Below are 16189 nucleotides of genomic sequence, written 5' to 3'. Positions count from 1 at the left end.
TTTAGTTATCTTGACATTCCCTTTTCGCATTATTACCTACTGTGTTTGGATTTGTTTATAGAGACTATCAATTATGAAAATAGATACCCTATATAAAGCAACTTCCAATTGTTTTAAAGCCAAGTTCTTAATTCTTGGGTGGATTGTGCTGTTTTGTTTGCTGTTTGGAGCAGTAGTAAATGCGCAAGAGATTTCTGTAGATGTATCGGGTCCTAACGCTTCGGAGGAAGGGCCTGTTAAGGGACAATTTAGGATATTCAGTAATGGAACCATAGTGAGCGATGCTGTTGTGTTCTATCAGTTTAGTGGTACTGCTACAGAAGGTGTGGACTATAATCCAGTTCCTTTGGTGGGATCAATTAACCTTCCAGGCGGGACTAATGAAGAGGTGGTTGTAGATATAAATGTTATAGATGATACGATAGTAGAAGGGGATGAGTCGGTAACGATCACCTTGTTAAGTGCCTCTTCAGAAACTGTTCATCCTACTAATAACACCGCTACCCTAACCATCCAGGACAACGATGCTTCGGTGACTTTTTCCACCCCCACCGCCTCCGATTCGGAAGATGCCGGAGGGAATCTCCCTAGCTTGCTTGTAAACGGAAATGTTGTGGATGTGGCTACTACGGTTACCATAGCAATAGACCCCAGTAGTACGGCAACCCAAGGGGACGATTTTACCCTGGCCAGTACTACCATTACCATCCCCGTTGGTAATTATAACGACGAGCCGTTTCCCTTAGGACTTACGATCAATCCAGATAATAACGTGGAAGGGGATGAGACCATTGTTCTAAATATTACTGGGAGCTCTGGAAGTATCAATGCCATTATAAATCCTAGTACTACCACCTATACGATTCTGAATGACGATGTTGAGATTTCCCTGGATGGTCCTATTACCCTTGCCGAGGGGGATTCCGGTTCTACCGCCTTTAATTTTACGCTTACCCGTAGCGGGGACCTGTCTGGCACCCCTTCCGTGGATTATTCCGTAGCGGTTAGCGGTGCCAATGCAGCCAATGCGGCCGATTTTGGAGGGGCGTTGCCTTCTAGTACCGTTACTTTTGTAGACGGGGAGGCCAACGCTACAATTACCATAAATGTAAGTGGAGATCTTGATCTAGAGCCAGATGAAACCTTCACCCTAACGATCAGTAACCCTACTCCTGCTACCATCAACCTGGGGGCTACCACCGCTTTGGGAACCATCCTAAATGACGATAGTGAGATCTCCCTAGATGGAGACGTTTCTTTGAACGAAGGAGACGCAGGGAGTACCGCCTTTAATTTTACGGTATCCCGTGTTGGTGCTACCAATGGTGCGGCTAGCGCTACCTACACCGTAACTGCTACGGGAACCAATCCGGCTAATACGGCCGATTTTTCAGGGGGGATATTTCCTTCTAGTACGGTTAATTTTGCAGATGGGGTAGACACCGCTACCATTACTGTAAATGTTGAGGGCGATACGGAGGTAGAACCCAATGAAACTTTTTTGTTGACCCTTACCAATCCTACCAATACCAGTATAGGAACAGCAACCGCTGTAGGAACCATACTCAACGACGATAGTGATGTTATAAGCATAGGAAGCGATGTGTCGCAGAACGAGGGGTCGGGCGGGAGTACCACCTTTATCTTTGAAGCTAGTAGAACGGGGGACACTAGTTTAGCCGCCAATGCTACTTTTACCGTTTCGGCAGGGCCCTCCAACCCAGCTTCTGCAAATGATTTTGTGGGAGACGTATTTCCTACGGAACCCGTTACTTTTTTGGCAGGGGACGACACGGCAATAATTACCATAAGCGTTAAGGGAGATACGGAGGTGGAAGCGGACGAAACTTTTATCGTGACCCTTAGCAGTCCAAGTACCGGATATACCTTAGGGAAGACCCAGGCGCAGGGTACTATTCTTAATGACGATTTTAATGAGATTACCATGGGAGCGGATGTTTCCCTTCCCGAAGGGAATTCAGGAACTACCATTTTCTCATTTACCGCAAACAGGACCGGGGACACCAGCTTAGCTACTACCGCAAATTATACGGTGACGGGTGGCCCTGGAAATGCAGCCAATGCGGCCGATTTTGTAGGGAACGCATTCCCTACAGGGGAGGTTACTTTCCCAGCGGGATCTTCAACAGGAACCTTTAATATAAATGTAAATGGGGATACCGCTGTAGAACCCAACGAAACCTTTACCGTAACCCTAAGCAATCCAAAGACAGGCTATGTAATAGGGGCAAAATCTACGGCAATAGGAACTATACAGAATGACGATAGTGATGTGATCTCCATAGGCAACGATGTTTCCCAAAATGAGGGCAATGGAGGAATTACGGTCTTTACCTTTGAAGTTACACGGACTGGGAATACCAGCGCTGCAGCTACTGCTACCTATACGGTGGCGGGATCTGGCGGACCTGGTACAGCGGCCACTGCGAACGACTTTCAGGGGAATGTATTTCCCTCGGGGACCGTGGAGTTTAATGCTGGGGAAGATACAGCAACAATTGTTATTAATGTGACGGGCGATACGGAGGTGGAGCAGGATGAGACATTTTCGGTGACCCTCAGTAACCCTAGTACAGGATATACCCTAGGGAAGATTCAGGCACAGGGCACTATAGTGAACGACGACTTTGATCAGATTACCATAGGGTCCGATGTAGTCCTTGCCGAAGGAAATTCTGGAACCACGGTTTTTACTTTTGTTGTGAACAGGACAGGAAATACCAGTTTTGCTACCACCGCAAACTTTACGGTAACAGCTGGCCCTGGGAATGCAGCCAATGCTGCAGATTTTGTGGGGAATGCCTTCCCCTCAGGGGAGGTGAGTTTTCCGTCCGGATCGGCTACAGGAACCATTAATATTAATGTGAATGGCGATACCGATGTGGAACCCAATGAGACCTTTATTGTTACCCTTAGCAATCCCGGGACGGGATATGTGCTGGGATCAAAAATAACGGCTATGGGAACCATACAAAATGACGATGTTAATGAGATATCCATAGATGGTAGTGTAACACTTTCCGAAGGAAATTCTGGGGACACAACTCCCTTTACCTATACCCTTATCCGTACAGGGGATGCCAATGATGAGGTGAGCATTAATTACAGTGTTTCACCCACGGGAAGCAATCCCGTAAACGGAACCGATTTTGTGGGAGGTACGCTCCCTTCCGGAACAGCCACCTTCCTAGTAGGCGATGAAACAACAACCATTGCCATAGAGGTTCAAGGAGATCTTATGGTGGAACCAGACGAGACGTTTTTGGTGAGACTTAGCAATCCCCCTACAAATTATGTACTGGGCAAGGATCAGGAACAGGGAACTATCCTAAATGACGATAGCTATGTGGCCTCTATTGTTGCTACGGAACAGGATGCTTCCGAAAATCCCTTGATTTCAGGAACCTTTACAGTAAGCTTAAACACCACAAATACCACCGGTAGCCCTATCAGCATACAGTACAATGTAGATGGTACGGCAACGGCAGGGGACGATTATTTTGCGCTTTCGGGAACGGTTTCCATTCCCAACGGACAGAATAGCAGTACCATTAGCGTAACCCCAATAGATGATGATGAGGTGGAGGCAGATATAGAAACGGTAATTGTTTCCTTGGCACCCGGTAGCGGTTATAGTATAGGATTTCCTAACCGGGCTACCGTAAACATCGCTAGTGATGATGTTGCCGGAGTTTCCATCAATGATATTGTAGTAGATGAGGCGGTAGGGAATGCAGTATTTACCGTAACCCTAAATGCAGCTGTGCTTTTGGGAACCACAGTAGCCTATACTACGGCAGATAATACCGCTATTGCAGGTAGTGATTACCTTAGCAGGTCTGGAACCATTGGTTTTCTAGGCTTAAAAGGGGAAACCAAAACCATTAGCGTTCCAATTATAGATGACGATGTAGCTGAAGGAACCGAAACCTTTTTTGTAAATCTGGTGAATGCCACGGGCTTCGCTCAAATTGAAAAGGGCCAGGGGGTAGGTACCATTACGGATAACGATAATTGTATGGAAGCCCCGTTGATAAATGCTAATATACCTACCATTTTCTGTACCGATTTTACTCAGAACTTAAACGATTATAACAGTAGCCCTATTCCGACCGGATTTGAGCTGATATGGAGTAGTAGTGATGACTTTTTTAATGAAGGAGCCCGTTTGGAGAGTAGCGTAGTAGATTTTGTAGCTACCTTCTATGGTTTCCTTTACAATAGCACAACATCTTGTGTTAGTCCGCCTTTGGAAGTGACATTAGTAAGGAATACGCCCCCAGAAATATTGGATACCTCCGGGGCGTCTATTTGTGGTCCGGGGAGAGCAACCATTACGGCCACAGCCTCCGATAATGGAAGCCTTTTTTGGTATTTATCTAATACAGCCGTAAATCCAATTGGGGAGGGCAGCAACTTTACTACCCCTCAAAATGCGTCTACAACGGTTTATTATGTGGAGGCAAGCGGGAACGGCTGTACAACGGATCGGATTGCAGTAACGGTGACGGTGGAAGATCCCGTAGATGTGGGAACTACCGAGAATACCGCGGCCTGTAGTATTGTGGGAGAGGGGGTATCCGTTATAGATTTGGATGATACCCGGAAAAGTGGAACCGCTACCGGAGTGTGGAGTATTGTTGGGACGCCACCAGGATCGGTCACTATAGGCGCAGATAATACGGTAGATTTTAAGGATGCCCCCGAAGGGGACTATACGTTTAAGTTTACTACCAATTCTGCCGTAGCACCCTGTGCGGATGCCAGTGTGGAGGTCACCATTTCTGTAAGCAACTGTTTGTTGGATAGCGATGGGGACGGTCTTTACGATAGGGACGAAATAATACTGGGAACCGATCCCTTTAACCCAGACACGGATGGGGATGGCATAATGGACGGAGTGGAAGTGGGGCCAGATTTGGACAACCCAATTGATACCGATGGGGATGGAATTATAGATGCCTTGGAGTCTATGGTACTAGATGCGGATAACGATGGCGTAGTAGATCAATTAGATCCCGCAAACAACGACCCCTGTATTCCAAATGTGGGGGCTGCCAGCTGCAAGATCGATTTAGAAATTATAAAGGAGGTAGATGAGACCAACCCATTTGTTGGGGATGAGATTACTTTTACCATTACCCTTACCAACCTAAGCAATCTAATGGTTACCAATGTAAGTGTACAAGACCTAATAGGCCCTAGTATTGGTTTTATGTATATCAGTAGCACAGCAACTGCGGGATTATATGATGAAGTAAGCGGATTGTGGGAGTTGGAAGAGATTTTGGAGAACGATACACAGACCCTCACCATAGTGGCATCGGTACCAGAGGCCGGTAGTTTTCAGAATACGGCCACCTTAACAGATAGTTTCCCGGAAGATGGGAATCTAAGTAATAATTCCGCCGCGGTTACGGTGACGGTTGCATCTAGGTCCAATGATGAATGTGGTTTTCTATTTAATTTAATATCGCCCAATGGAGATGGTAAAAATGATAGATTACATATTAATTGTATAGATGATTTCCCCAATAATACCCTCCAAATCTATGATCGTTACGGCAATGAAGTCTTTGCGACAAGTCAATATAACAATACTTGGATGGGAACAGGTAAGAAAGGGGATTTACCCAAGGGAACCTATTTTTATATCCTAGATCTTGGCGATGGGACCGCCGTTAAAAAGGGGTGGATCCAAATCATTAGATGATAAAGACTATGCATTATAGATTATTAACTTTAGGTGTTGGAATGAGATGGTGCGCGGCATTTTTTTTGCTGACTACCTTTTTGGTCCATGGCCAGAAAGAACCCCAGTACACCCAATATATGTATAATATAGGTAGTTTTAATCCCGCTTATGTAGGCTCCGTGGAGACACCAGATATTTCCGGATTGTACAGAGTGCAATGGACAGGGATTCCAGGGGCTCCCAAAACGCTGAGGTTTGGGGTGAACCTCCCCCTAGAAAATGAAAAACATGGCTTGGGTTTTAATGTGGTAAGTGACCAAATAGGGCCAACCTCCCAAACCTACGTAGATTTTGCCTATTCGTTTCAGGTGAAACTCTCGGAAACTACCAGATTGTCCTTTGGTGTAGACGCTGGTGGTTCCCTTTTAAATGTGGATTATGGAAAAGGTGATTTTGAAAATCCCAATGAACCTCTTTTGAATGGGGAGGATACTTTTAATAAATTTTATCCGACCATTGGTGCCGGATTGTTTATGTATGAACAAAATTGGTATTTGGGACTATCCATCCCTAATTTTTTAACCGATGGCATATATGCGGATGAGGTATCTAACATAGTGGAAGATAAGCTGCAGTTTAATTTTATTGGAGGATATGTTTTTGATCTTTCGGAGAATTTAAAATTTAAACCCGCCTTTTTGGTCAACACCCTAAAAGGTGCTCCTGTAAACCTTAATTTGTCCACCAATTTTTTAATTAATGATATCGTAACCCTAGGGGCCTCCTATAGATGGGATAATGCCGTAAGCGGATTGGCGGGCTTGCAAATATCGAATAATTTGTTCCTAGGGTATTCTTACGACTATAATACCACCAATTTTGGAGAGTATAGTCAAGGTTCACACGAGGTGATCCTAAAGTTTTATTTGGGCAGGGAAAGCTCTAAGCCTGCCAAGGGAGAGAAGCGCGAATCTAAAGGAAAACCTAAGCAGATAGACAGTCCAAGGTTTTTTTAAAAACAGAACAGTAACATGAGGGGCTTAAAATTATGTATATGGCTTTTAATAATTCCTTGCATGGGTTTTGCACAGCAAAAGCCCTCCAAGGGAGATATATCATTTTTTGAGTATGCCTATAGAAGGGCCATTGTGGAATATCGGAAAGAACAAAATAAAGGGGGCCTAACCACTGCTCAGTATTTAAATTTGGCAGATTCCTACCTCAAGGTAGGTAACTATAAAGAGGCCTCCAATATCTATAGGGATGTTTTTAAAAAGGATAGCAGCATGTCTGCAGGTCATTTTAATAGGTTGTTGCAATCGATCTCTAAAACAGAGGGCTTAGAGAAGGTGAAGCTTTTTCTCAACAATAATCAGCGGTCATTCTCAGTCGTAGTATTGGAGAATGCCGAATTTAATTATGAATTGCTCCAAAGTAAAAACAAGTTGCTACCGGGCTATGGGGTATTCAATGTCAGCGCCAATAGTGCGCAGGCAGATTTCTCACCTAGCTTTTACAAGGACAAGGTGTTATTTTCCAGTGGGCGACCAAGAGGATCTAAAAAGGTGTATAATCCGTCTGGGGAAGCGTATTTAAATATTTATGAGGCTGAGGTAGATGCCAATGGGAACCTAAAAAATACCAGGGAATTTGGGGGACTAATGGCTTCGTCCTTCCATAAGGCAACACCCTATTACGCGGCGGAATTAAATAGTATATTCTACAGCCTATCCAATGCGGATGGGGCAGAATTGCTGTTTAGCACCAATGGGAAAAATGCCATGTCTATCGGTAAGAGTAGCGGTCCCGATTCACATCTGTATATCTTGAGGGATTTGGATACCTCCTTTTATTACCCCTTTTATGATGCAACTACCGGCCGACTCTATTTTGCGGCAAATTTTAAGGATAGTTACGGTGGGACCGATATTTATTATGTGCATACCAATAATGGAATTATAATGTCTTCTCCAATAAATCTGGGGCCTAGGATCAATAGCCCTGGAAATGAAATAGCCCCATTTATATTTGATGGCTCCCTCTTTTTTTCCTCGGATGTCTTTTATGGCTTGGGAGGAATGGATGTCTATCGGTCTAATATGAAGGATGGAAATAGTTTTAGCATTCCCGTTAATCTGGGAGCCCCTATTAACTCTCCAGAGGACGATTTTGGCCTGATTATAAAAACAAAAGATTCGGGAGAACTCATAGGGTATTTTGCCTCTAACAGACCGGGTGGTAGGGGGAATGATGATATCTATGGTATTCATATGCTAGAAAAACCAGGATTAAAGACCTTGGCGATAAAGGGAGCGGTTAAGAAGCCTCTAGGTGGGGGCGGAATTGAAGAAGTGGTCATTAGTTTATTGGATAAGGAAGGAGCGGTTCTTAAAGAGGTAATTACGGATAAGGAGGGGAGATACCAGGTGGAAATACCATGGCGAGATACTATTACTCTCACCGCCTATAAAGAGCGTTATTCCCAATATAGGGAACAGTTCAATGCCGCGGCATTGGACACTATCAATACTTCTAAATTCAATTTAGACCTGATGTCTATTGATGATATCCTAGACTGGAACGAGGAGCGAAAAGTTATTAAGCTTAATAAGTTTTATTTTGATAAGGGGAAATCTGAAATTACCCCCTTCATAGCCACAGAATTGGATAAAGTGGTAGCTATAGCCAAGGGTTTTCCCGAGCTACAATTAAAAGTGGAGTCGCACACGGACAGTAGAGGTAGCAATAGTTACAATCTAAAGCTGTCACAAAGAAGGTCTGATGCTATAAAAGACTATTTAATGCAGCAGGGAGTGCCTAGCAGTGCGTTAGTGGAAGTTGTAGGCTATGGGGAAGAGCAATTGTTGAACAACTGTAAAAATGGCGTTTTCTGCCTGGAAATGCTTCACAACAGAAATGAAAGATCTAGTGTCATAATTCTAAATTACAACGATCTGTTTGGTTCAAACTAAGCATAATCGAAGCTACTCGGTGGAGTTGTATTGGGTGTGCTACAACAAATATCCAATTGGAACTGCCAAAAGCTTATTTGCTCAAGACGCATTGCTCACAATCTTTTACCTTACCATAATAGGTTTCTCGGTATTTGTGAAGCGTGTTAATGGGGATAATTCCAAGTATAGTTTTTTTGATATAGGTTACCTTGGTGTATAGGATCCCCATCTTTTTGGTGAATCTTTTTTCTTGTTTGGTGTTTCTGGTTATTGTAATCAATTTCATTGTAAAATTCCTTTGCATTGGGTGCAAAGATTGGGGATACACAGGCCAATTACAAATCTAGATCGTTAAGGATGTGTTAAAGTTATTTTGATGTGATTGATAATCAATGATTTGCTTAGGGGTGTGCAAGGAGTGAGGGTGTACACCTTCCATTAAATGAGTACCATCCAGCAATAGTAGAGTGAAAATGCACTAAGAAAGAGGATTCCTACGTAGGTGAGATATTGTAGCGGTTTTTTGGGACGATATTTTTCTGGAATTTCCTGGCTCATCACATTTTTTAGATTCATATAGCCAATGATGGGGGCAACTACAAAGGATACAAATGTGGCAATAGACAAGAGCACACTCATATTGGCCATAAAGAAGGTGATAACCATAAAATTGATCAGAGCTAATAATAAAATAGCAATGGGCACGCCTTTTTTCTTAATGTATTTTTTTTGGGGAAACAACAAACTTAGGGCATCCACGCTAACCCTGGCAATGGCATCGTGAGCGGTAAGACAGGTGCTGAACATAGTGGCAAAGGCTGCTATGGCAATAAAGATATAGGCCCATATACCAATACTATTGGTGAATATTTGCACCAATTGGTCGGCGAAAATAACTGCATTTCCACTTAATTCTGTATTGGTTCCATAGAGGGTAAACCATCCAATGATTAGAAAAAATACAGCCAAGAAAGCCGTTACATAATACCCGAATTTAAATTCGGACAGGGCCTCTTTTAAACTTGGTTTATGTCCGGTGGTCTTAAATTTTTCCACCGTCCACAAGCTAATCCAACTAGAGGCCTCTACGGTGGTAGGCATCCAGCCCATCAAGCCGATTAAAAATAAAATTCCCACTTCATTAAAAATAGGGGGCGGGGTAAATCCGGTAGTGTGGGCTACCTGACCCTTAATCAATACCATGATGGTGGTGACCATTAAGGCAGCGAATAAAATGGTTACCACATATTTTAGGGATATTTCCAAAAATCGGTACCGACCTATAATAAGTAAAAGTGATATTAGTATAAATAGGCCCCCTGCAGTTGTGCCCACAGTATGTGGGGGTAATTGTAGCAAGTTAACAAGGAGTCCGGCAGTCACCACATAGAGGGCCGCTAAAATAGTAAAGGTGCTTAATAAGGTAATTAAGGAGTAAAAGATGAGGTACCCCATTCCCCTGTTTAAATAGCCCTCAATCAATGTTTTTTCGGTGATATTGGTGTAGCGTACCCCAAATTCGAAAAAGGGATACTTTAGCACGTTGGCCAGGATAATAGGAACTATCATAATCCAACCATAGGTGGCCCCTGCTGTAGTAGACAGCACTAAATGTGAGGTGCCAATAGCCATACTCGCAAAAAGGAGACCCGGTCCAAGATTCTTAACGAGTTTTTTTATGGCAGACATGCGTGGTTATTCTGAAGGTAAAAATATAAAAATCTAGGGAAATCACTGCTTGTTACCTCAATAGAGGCATAGTATATTCTTCCTCTCCCGCTATTGTACGGAAACCTTATCCCCAATAACCTTTGGCTGAGTGTTTATTGCGAGGTCTATAAAAACCTTGACCCGTGCAAAATACTCACGCATTTGAACCTTGAATCCACGTTTTAGGGTGAGATCGTGCGCATTGTAACCAATTGCGCGCAGGCCCTTTTGCTCTGCAAGGTAAATGGCCCGTTTATTATGGAATTTTTGTGAAATAATGGTAACCTCATCTAGACCAAATACCAATTTAGCCCGTACCATAGAGTCCAATGTTCTAAACCCAGCATGGTCCAAGAGGATACATTCTTCGGGAATCCCCCCATTTACCAAATCCTTTTTTATAACGTTTGGCTCATTGTAATAGGGGGTGCCGCTATCGCCACTAACCAAGATATAATCTATTTTCCCAGCTTTAAATAGGTCAAGGGTAGCTACTATTCTGTTGGTGTAATAGGGATTAGATTTTCCACCTACTAATTTAGGGGAAGTGCCTAGAATGATCCCTACTTTATTTTTCGGTATTAATCCTATATTTTCATAGGTCTTCCCCGCACCTGCCATCTCAATGATCAGGTTGCAACCAAAAACCACCAGGAAAAAACTGATGATCAATAAAAGAAAGCTATAGCCAATTTTCTTCCACATTATTCCTGATTATCATTCTTAAAGGTAGGTATTATGTTGTTATTGAAAGGTGAATTAAAATTAGGGACGGATTCTATTTGTTTTTTTCATAAATTAAGAGGGCTAATAGTTTAAAAAGCGATTTCAGGTTTTTTCGTATGATTTATGTCATTTGGCAAAAAACTGGATCTCCCTAATTTTAGTTCAAATCCTAATTTTTTATAGCGATGTCCATAGAATAAACTAACCATTTTAATCCGAAAACCCATGATGAAAGACATTAATGAAGCCCAATGTATAGAGGTGTTACAGAACCATTGTATGGGGTACTTGGCCTATATGGATCACGATACACCCTATGTGCTGCCAATCACCTATTATTACAATCCTGAGGAAAAATGTATCATAAGTATTTCTGGAGAGGGACACAAGATGCGCTGTATTCGTGAGCATCCTTCGGTTGCGTTGAATGTGAGCAATAAATCATCACTAAAAGACTGGCAATCTGTTATGGTACATGGGGAGGTGGAAGAAATTAAAGGGAGTAATTCCAAGTATCAATTACACCAGTTTTTACAGGGGGTAAAAAGGATATCGGGCAATAATAAGGAGAATGTAAACCTGCAATTTATCAGTGATTTTTCAAGTAAGAATACCGAGGGGGGGACCTCGGTGGTCTATCGTATTAAAATAAAGGAGATTACTGGGAAACAAAGGAAACCCAAATAAAAAAATGAGGAAACTATGATGGGTAAGGACCCATATAAAAATAGTTCAACTTCATCGATTATCTTGCTTTAGCACCAATTTTATAAATTTTAGAACATGGAATATTACTTTAGTAAAACACTATCCAATATAAGTTTTGATCAAGCAGTGGAGAAAACCAAGGAGGCATTAATGGAGGAAGGCTTTGGCGTCCTCTCTGAAATTGATTTAAAAGCCACTTTAAAGAAAAAAATAGAGGTAGATTTTTATAACTATAAAATTCTGGGGGCCTGTAATGCGCCCTTTGCGTACAAGGCCCTACAGGCTGAAGATAAAATAGGGACCATGCTTCCCTGTAATGTGATTGTCCAAGAAAGGAATGCCGGATTTATAGAAGTTTCTGCTGTAAATCCTACGGCTTCCATGCAGGCGGTAATTAACTTGGATCTGGTGGAAATTGCCGATGAAGTTTCGGAAAAATTGAAACGGGTCATCAAGAATATTAAGCCATAACTTTTTAGGTAATGTTGAGGGCTATCTCTACCATATTTGCAAAGGTGGATTGGCGTTCCTCAGCAGTAGATTTTTCTCCCGTGATTAACGAGTCGGAGATGGTAAGTATGGCCAAAGCATTCACGCCATGCTTTGCAGCAATGGTGTATAGCCCTGCCGCCTCCATTTCTACACAAAGAACCCCATGTTTTTCCCACGGTTTGTACTCCTCTGTATCGTCACTATAAAAAATATCGGAGGTAAGTATGTTTCCCACTTGTATGGGGAATTTTAATTCGCTGGCGTATTGGGTCGCTTTTAGCAGCAATTCAAAATTGGCTGTGGGCGCATAATGGGCATTTGCAAAAACTTTATTGTTAATACCCGAATTTGTGGATGCCGCCATGGCTAGGACGATATCTCCCAATTGTAGGTTTTTCTGTATTGCTCCGGCAGTGCCAACCCTAATTAAATTTTTGGCACCGTAGTTGTGAATTAATTCGTGGTAATAGATCATCGCAGAAGGAACTCCCATACCACTGCCCTGTACCGAAACCCGTTTCCCTTGGTAGGTGCCCGTATATCCCCACATTCCCCTCACCTTATTGTAACAAAAAGGATTTTTTAAAAAGGTTTGGGCAATCCATTCGGCACGCAACGGATCTCCTGGTAATAGTACGGTGTCTGCTATATCCCCTTGGTTCGCCTCTATGTGTAAACTCATGGTTTTTTATTTATTAGTGCCTTCATCATCTCAATGCCAGAGGAGGTCCCAATTCTGCTAGCACCCAATGCTATATATTGTAGGGCAGTGTCAGCGTCTTTAATGCCTCCAGAAGCTTTTATTTGCACATTGTTCCCAACTACTTGCTTCATTAGTCTCACATCTTTGAAGGTTGCTCCTGCAGTACCAAAACCAGTGGAGGTCTTTACAAAGTTGGCTTTGGCTTCCATGGCCAACTTGCACGCAATTTCCTTTTCCTCGTCCGTTAAGTAACAGGTTTCCAATATCACCTTGAGAACCTTAGTCCCTATCTCGGATTTTACTTGGGAAATGTCGTTCATCACCGCCTGGTGTTTTCCAGATTTTAACCACCCAATATTGATTACCATATCTATCTCATCGGCACCTTGGTCCATATAATCCTTTGCTTCCATAACCTTGGCTTTAGTGGTCATGGCGCCTAAGGGAAATCCCAATACGGTGGCTATTTTAATAGAAGAATTCTTTAACCTAGCCTTTACCAAAGGTAGGTGGGACCCGTTTACGCAAACAGCAATAAATTGATATTTCAATGCTTCCTCGCATAACCTAAGAATGTCTGCTTCGGTAGCAGTTGCCTTTAAAAGGCTATGGTCAATATAGTTTTGTAGCTGCATATAGGTTGGTTGTTGTGATGGCTTATTGGGGGCCAAAAGAAGTGCGCCCAGATATTTTTTAGATAAATAAGACTAGCCATGTATTTAAATTTTAGGACTGATCAATATCATATTTTTTCAGGTTCGGATACGCTATTTTGATGGGATGCTGCGGAGGTTGTAATCCCCACCCCAACTACCGTAATCTAACAACCTTGGAGGTGACTTAGGATAAGATTTAGGCAACACCCCGTGGTATCGATTTTAAAGATAGGGAGTTTAAGCAATAATAAACAATAAGGATGAAGATAATTCTTTTACCCACCGATTTTTCAGATAGTGCCTGGAATGCAATGTTTACGGCACTAAAGCTATATGCCGATATGGTTTCCCATTTTATTGTACTAAACGCCTACGAGCCAAATATCGCCAATGTGTTAGGGGCAAAGGACGAACAGCGATTGGGGGTGATTTATGACTCCATGGCAATTCAATCGCACAAAGAATTGGATAAAATTCTAGACTATTTACGGCAAAATCACAAGAACCAAAATCACACTTTCGAAAAACTTTCCATTTCCGATAATCTGTTGATCGCCATAAAGAATACCATGATAACCCACCATATAGATTGTATAGTGATGGGTACTACAGGAGCTACAGGAGCCAAGGAGGTTTTTATGGGGAGCAATACGGTAAGGGTCTTAAAGACCATTCGGAATAGGCCCATTATAGTGGTGCCTAAAGAGGTTAATTTTCAAAGCCTGAAGCGACTCGTTCTCCCCACTAATTTTCTCAAGTACTTTGAGTCTTCAGAATTGAATCCTATGTTAGAGTTGGTGAGATTATGGAGGGCGGAAACATATATTTTTCAGGTAGGAACAGAATTTAAACTCAACGACTTTCAGGAGTCTAATAAGCTACGGTTGGAAGAATATTTTAAGGATATTGTCCATGGTTTTCATAAGGTTCAATTTGAAGAGGGAGTAGCCAAAGCTATTACCGATTTTGCTACGGAAAGCAATGCCGATATGATTGCTTTAATCCAATACGACCATAGTTTTTTTGAGAAGCTCACGAGGGAGGCAGTAGTTAAAAAGATGGCGTTTCACACCTCCTTGCCGCTAATGGTGTTAACCAAGAGATAGGGTAGCAAATAGGAATGCATTGGTGTAAAACTTTACGGGAAACTACCTTTAAAGTAAAATTCCCTTAAGCCAAGCCACCCGTATCCGTCCCGCCTGGGTGTAGGGGTGTGCGGTTAGGGAAGGCATAGGATTGAATAGGAAGTCCTAGTTGCATTAATTTTTCCTCTACCATCATCAGATCCATATTGCCATTATAGGTGATTAGTAATAGCCCACTTCTAAGATCTAGATCTAAGATTTGGATATCAAAGAGAGGTCTAAGGATATCTCTAATTAGATTGCCTTCTGTTGTTGATAAAGGACTTTTAAGTTGTGCCATCGCTTTCATAGGATAAATCTAACCAATTTAGTGCAGCTAATGCCGGGTTCTCTTACTAATAAAAAATGTCTTCTTTATGTCAAAAGAATTCTGGGGCTACCCATCAATGACCAAAATCATTGTTTTTCGATATTAAATCCGCTATATTTAAGATATAAAAAATATTATTATGATAGATACTATATTTTATGCTACTGATAGGTCCGAGCGTGAGGTTCCGGTCCTAAAATACGTCTATGACCTTAGTGTAGAGTTGGGGGCCAAGTTGGTGGTCTTATACGTGCATAGAATGAAACCCTTACGGGTAGGTGTAAGCCGACCAATACAGCAAATTGTGTATCATTTGATTGAGGAGCAGAAAGAAATCCTTGAAGCGTATTGCAAACAACATTTGGGGGCCAATTTTAATACAAAGAATATAAGTTTGGAGGTGGTAGAAGGAGATTCCATATCCCATACCATTTTGGAGACTTCCAAGGAGCATAAGGCAGACTTACTAGTAATTGGAAGAAAGGAAAAGCATTCAGATCGCGGTTTATTTGTTGGAGATATTGGCAAGGCACTTCAAGACCGGGTATCCTGTCCCCTTTTAATTGTACCCAATACCAAGGATAAGGCTACGGTAAAAACAATTCTATATGCTACGGCTTTTGAGGAAGCAGATATTTTAGCGCTCAAAGATTTGGCTCAAATGGCACAGTTGCTCAAAGCGAGAATAGAAATCATACATATTTCCACGGAAAAGGAATATGCAGGAGAGCAGCAATTGGAGTGGTTTAAGGAAATGTTGGAGCAACAGGTAGATTATGAAAATATTGGATTACAACTAATCTTCTCCGAAGACATAGAGGATAAGCTTAAGAAAGTAGCAAAGGAAATTAATGCCGACATACTGGTGTTGTTAGAACGAAAGGAAACCGGTTTTTTCCAGCGAATTTTCCATAAAAGTCTGGTGAAAAAAATGGAATCGCACATCACCATTCCCCTGATGAGTTATAATGAGGTAAATCTATTTGCCCAACAGCAGCATACTGCCAGTAAGGTGTAACAAATACTTCCCAGTTGGAGAGGGGAGCCTCTTGTCTCCCCGGTAAATAAA

13 protein-coding genes are annotated in these 16189 nt (G+C 42.2%); 7 read left to right on the top strand and 6 right to left on the bottom strand.

All coding sequences use genetic code 11. The features are described 5' to 3' along the window. The first annotated feature begins 73 nt into the window (after window positions 1-73). From F1E73_RS12550 to F1E73_RS12540, 3 genes are read left to right on the top strand one after another with little or no spacing between them, the layout of a single operon-like run. On the top strand, window positions 74-5734 hold the full coding sequence (locus tag F1E73_RS12550) for a Calx-beta domain-containing protein (RefSeq protein WP_150452087.1): 5661 nt from the start codon (window positions 74-76) through the stop codon (window positions 5732-5734). Window positions 5735-5775: 41 nt separating this feature from the next. Then, window positions 5776-6732 carry a PorP/SprF family type IX secretion system membrane protein gene (locus F1E73_RS12545; protein ID WP_150452093.1) on the top strand — a complete coding sequence of 319 codons (957 nt, stop codon included), beginning with the start codon at window positions 5776-5778 and terminating at the stop codon, window positions 6730-6732. A 60-nt stretch (window positions 6733-6792) separates the two neighbouring features. Beyond that, window positions 6793-8688, top strand: a complete 1896-nt coding sequence (locus F1E73_RS12540) for an OmpA family protein (RefSeq protein ID WP_223883426.1) — start codon at window positions 6793-6795, stop codon at window positions 8686-8688. Between the two features lie 73 nt (window positions 8689-8761). Here F1E73_RS12540 and F1E73_RS12535 read toward each other — a convergent pair whose 3' ends face one another. The 3 genes from F1E73_RS12535 to F1E73_RS12525 all read right to left on the bottom strand — a co-directional run bounded on the left by F1E73_RS12535 (window position 8762) and on the right by F1E73_RS12525 (window position 11085). Next, window positions 8762-8956, bottom strand: coding sequence for a hypothetical protein (locus tag F1E73_RS12535; RefSeq protein ID WP_086477005.1), 195 nt, complete (start codon window positions 8954-8956; stop codon window positions 8762-8764). 152 nt (window positions 8957-9108) lie between these two features. Beyond that, the gene (locus F1E73_RS12530) at window positions 9109-10359 is read right to left on the bottom strand and encodes an NRAMP family divalent metal transporter (RefSeq protein ID WP_150452085.1); all 1251 of its coding nucleotides are present in this window, start codon (window positions 10357-10359) and stop codon (window positions 9109-9111) included. A 90-nt stretch (window positions 10360-10449) separates the two neighbouring features. Then, complete coding sequence (locus F1E73_RS12525) at window positions 10450-11085, bottom strand: SanA/YdcF family protein (RefSeq protein WP_086477003.1); 636 nt, start codon at window positions 11083-11085, stop codon at window positions 10450-10452. 246 nt (window positions 11086-11331) lie between these two features. On the opposite strand from F1E73_RS12525, the gene F1E73_RS12520 reads away from it, so the two are divergent. Together F1E73_RS12520 and F1E73_RS12515 are read left to right on the top strand one after the other, a co-directional pair. Then, window positions 11332-11793, top strand: a complete 462-nt coding sequence (locus F1E73_RS12520) for a pyridoxamine 5'-phosphate oxidase family protein (protein ID WP_150452084.1) — start codon at window positions 11332-11334, stop codon at window positions 11791-11793. A gap of 96 nt (window positions 11794-11889) precedes the next feature. Then, complete coding sequence (locus F1E73_RS12515; RefSeq protein WP_086477001.1) at window positions 11890-12285, top strand: DUF302 domain-containing protein; 396 nt, start codon at window positions 11890-11892, stop codon at window positions 12283-12285. 4 nt (window positions 12286-12289) lie between these two features. Here the strand turns inward: F1E73_RS12515 and deoD are convergent, their stop codons facing one another. Both deoD and deoC read right to left on the bottom strand, forming a co-directional pair. Then, complete coding sequence (gene deoD / locus F1E73_RS12510) at window positions 12290-12988, bottom strand: purine-nucleoside phosphorylase (protein WP_150452083.1); 699 nt, start codon at window positions 12986-12988, stop codon at window positions 12290-12292. Beyond that, window positions 12985-13644, bottom strand: a complete 660-nt coding sequence (deoC, locus tag F1E73_RS12505) for a deoxyribose-phosphate aldolase (RefSeq protein WP_150452082.1) — start codon at window positions 13642-13644, stop codon at window positions 12985-12987. The genes deoD and deoC overlap by 4 nt, the downstream gene beginning before the upstream one ends. Before the next feature lie 281 nt (window positions 13645-13925). On the opposite strand from deoC, the gene F1E73_RS12500 reads away from it, so the two are divergent. After that, on the top strand, window positions 13926-14771 hold the full coding sequence (locus tag F1E73_RS12500; protein WP_150452081.1) for a universal stress protein: 846 nt from the start codon (window positions 13926-13928) through the stop codon (window positions 14769-14771). Window positions 14772-14835: 64 nt separating this feature from the next. Here F1E73_RS12500 and F1E73_RS12495 read toward each other — a convergent pair whose 3' ends face one another. Further along, window positions 14836-15099 (bottom strand): hypothetical protein, encoded by a 264-nt coding sequence (locus F1E73_RS12495; protein WP_086476997.1) that lies wholly within the window; start codon window positions 15097-15099, stop codon window positions 14836-14838. Window positions 15100-15259: 160 nt separating this feature from the next. On the opposite strand from F1E73_RS12495, the gene F1E73_RS12490 reads away from it, so the two are divergent. Next, complete coding sequence (locus tag F1E73_RS12490; RefSeq protein ID WP_150452080.1) at window positions 15260-16138, top strand: universal stress protein; 879 nt, start codon at window positions 15260-15262, stop codon at window positions 16136-16138. Window positions 16139-16189: the final 51 nt, after the last annotated feature.

The sequence above is a fragment of the Arenibacter lacus genome, assembly GCF_008711145.1.
Lineage (GTDB): Bacteria > Bacteroidota > Bacteroidia > Flavobacteriales > Flavobacteriaceae > Arenibacter > Arenibacter amylolyticus.
Note: the sequence above shows the minus strand (reverse complement) of the source record. Positions and strands in the feature narration are given on the sequence as shown.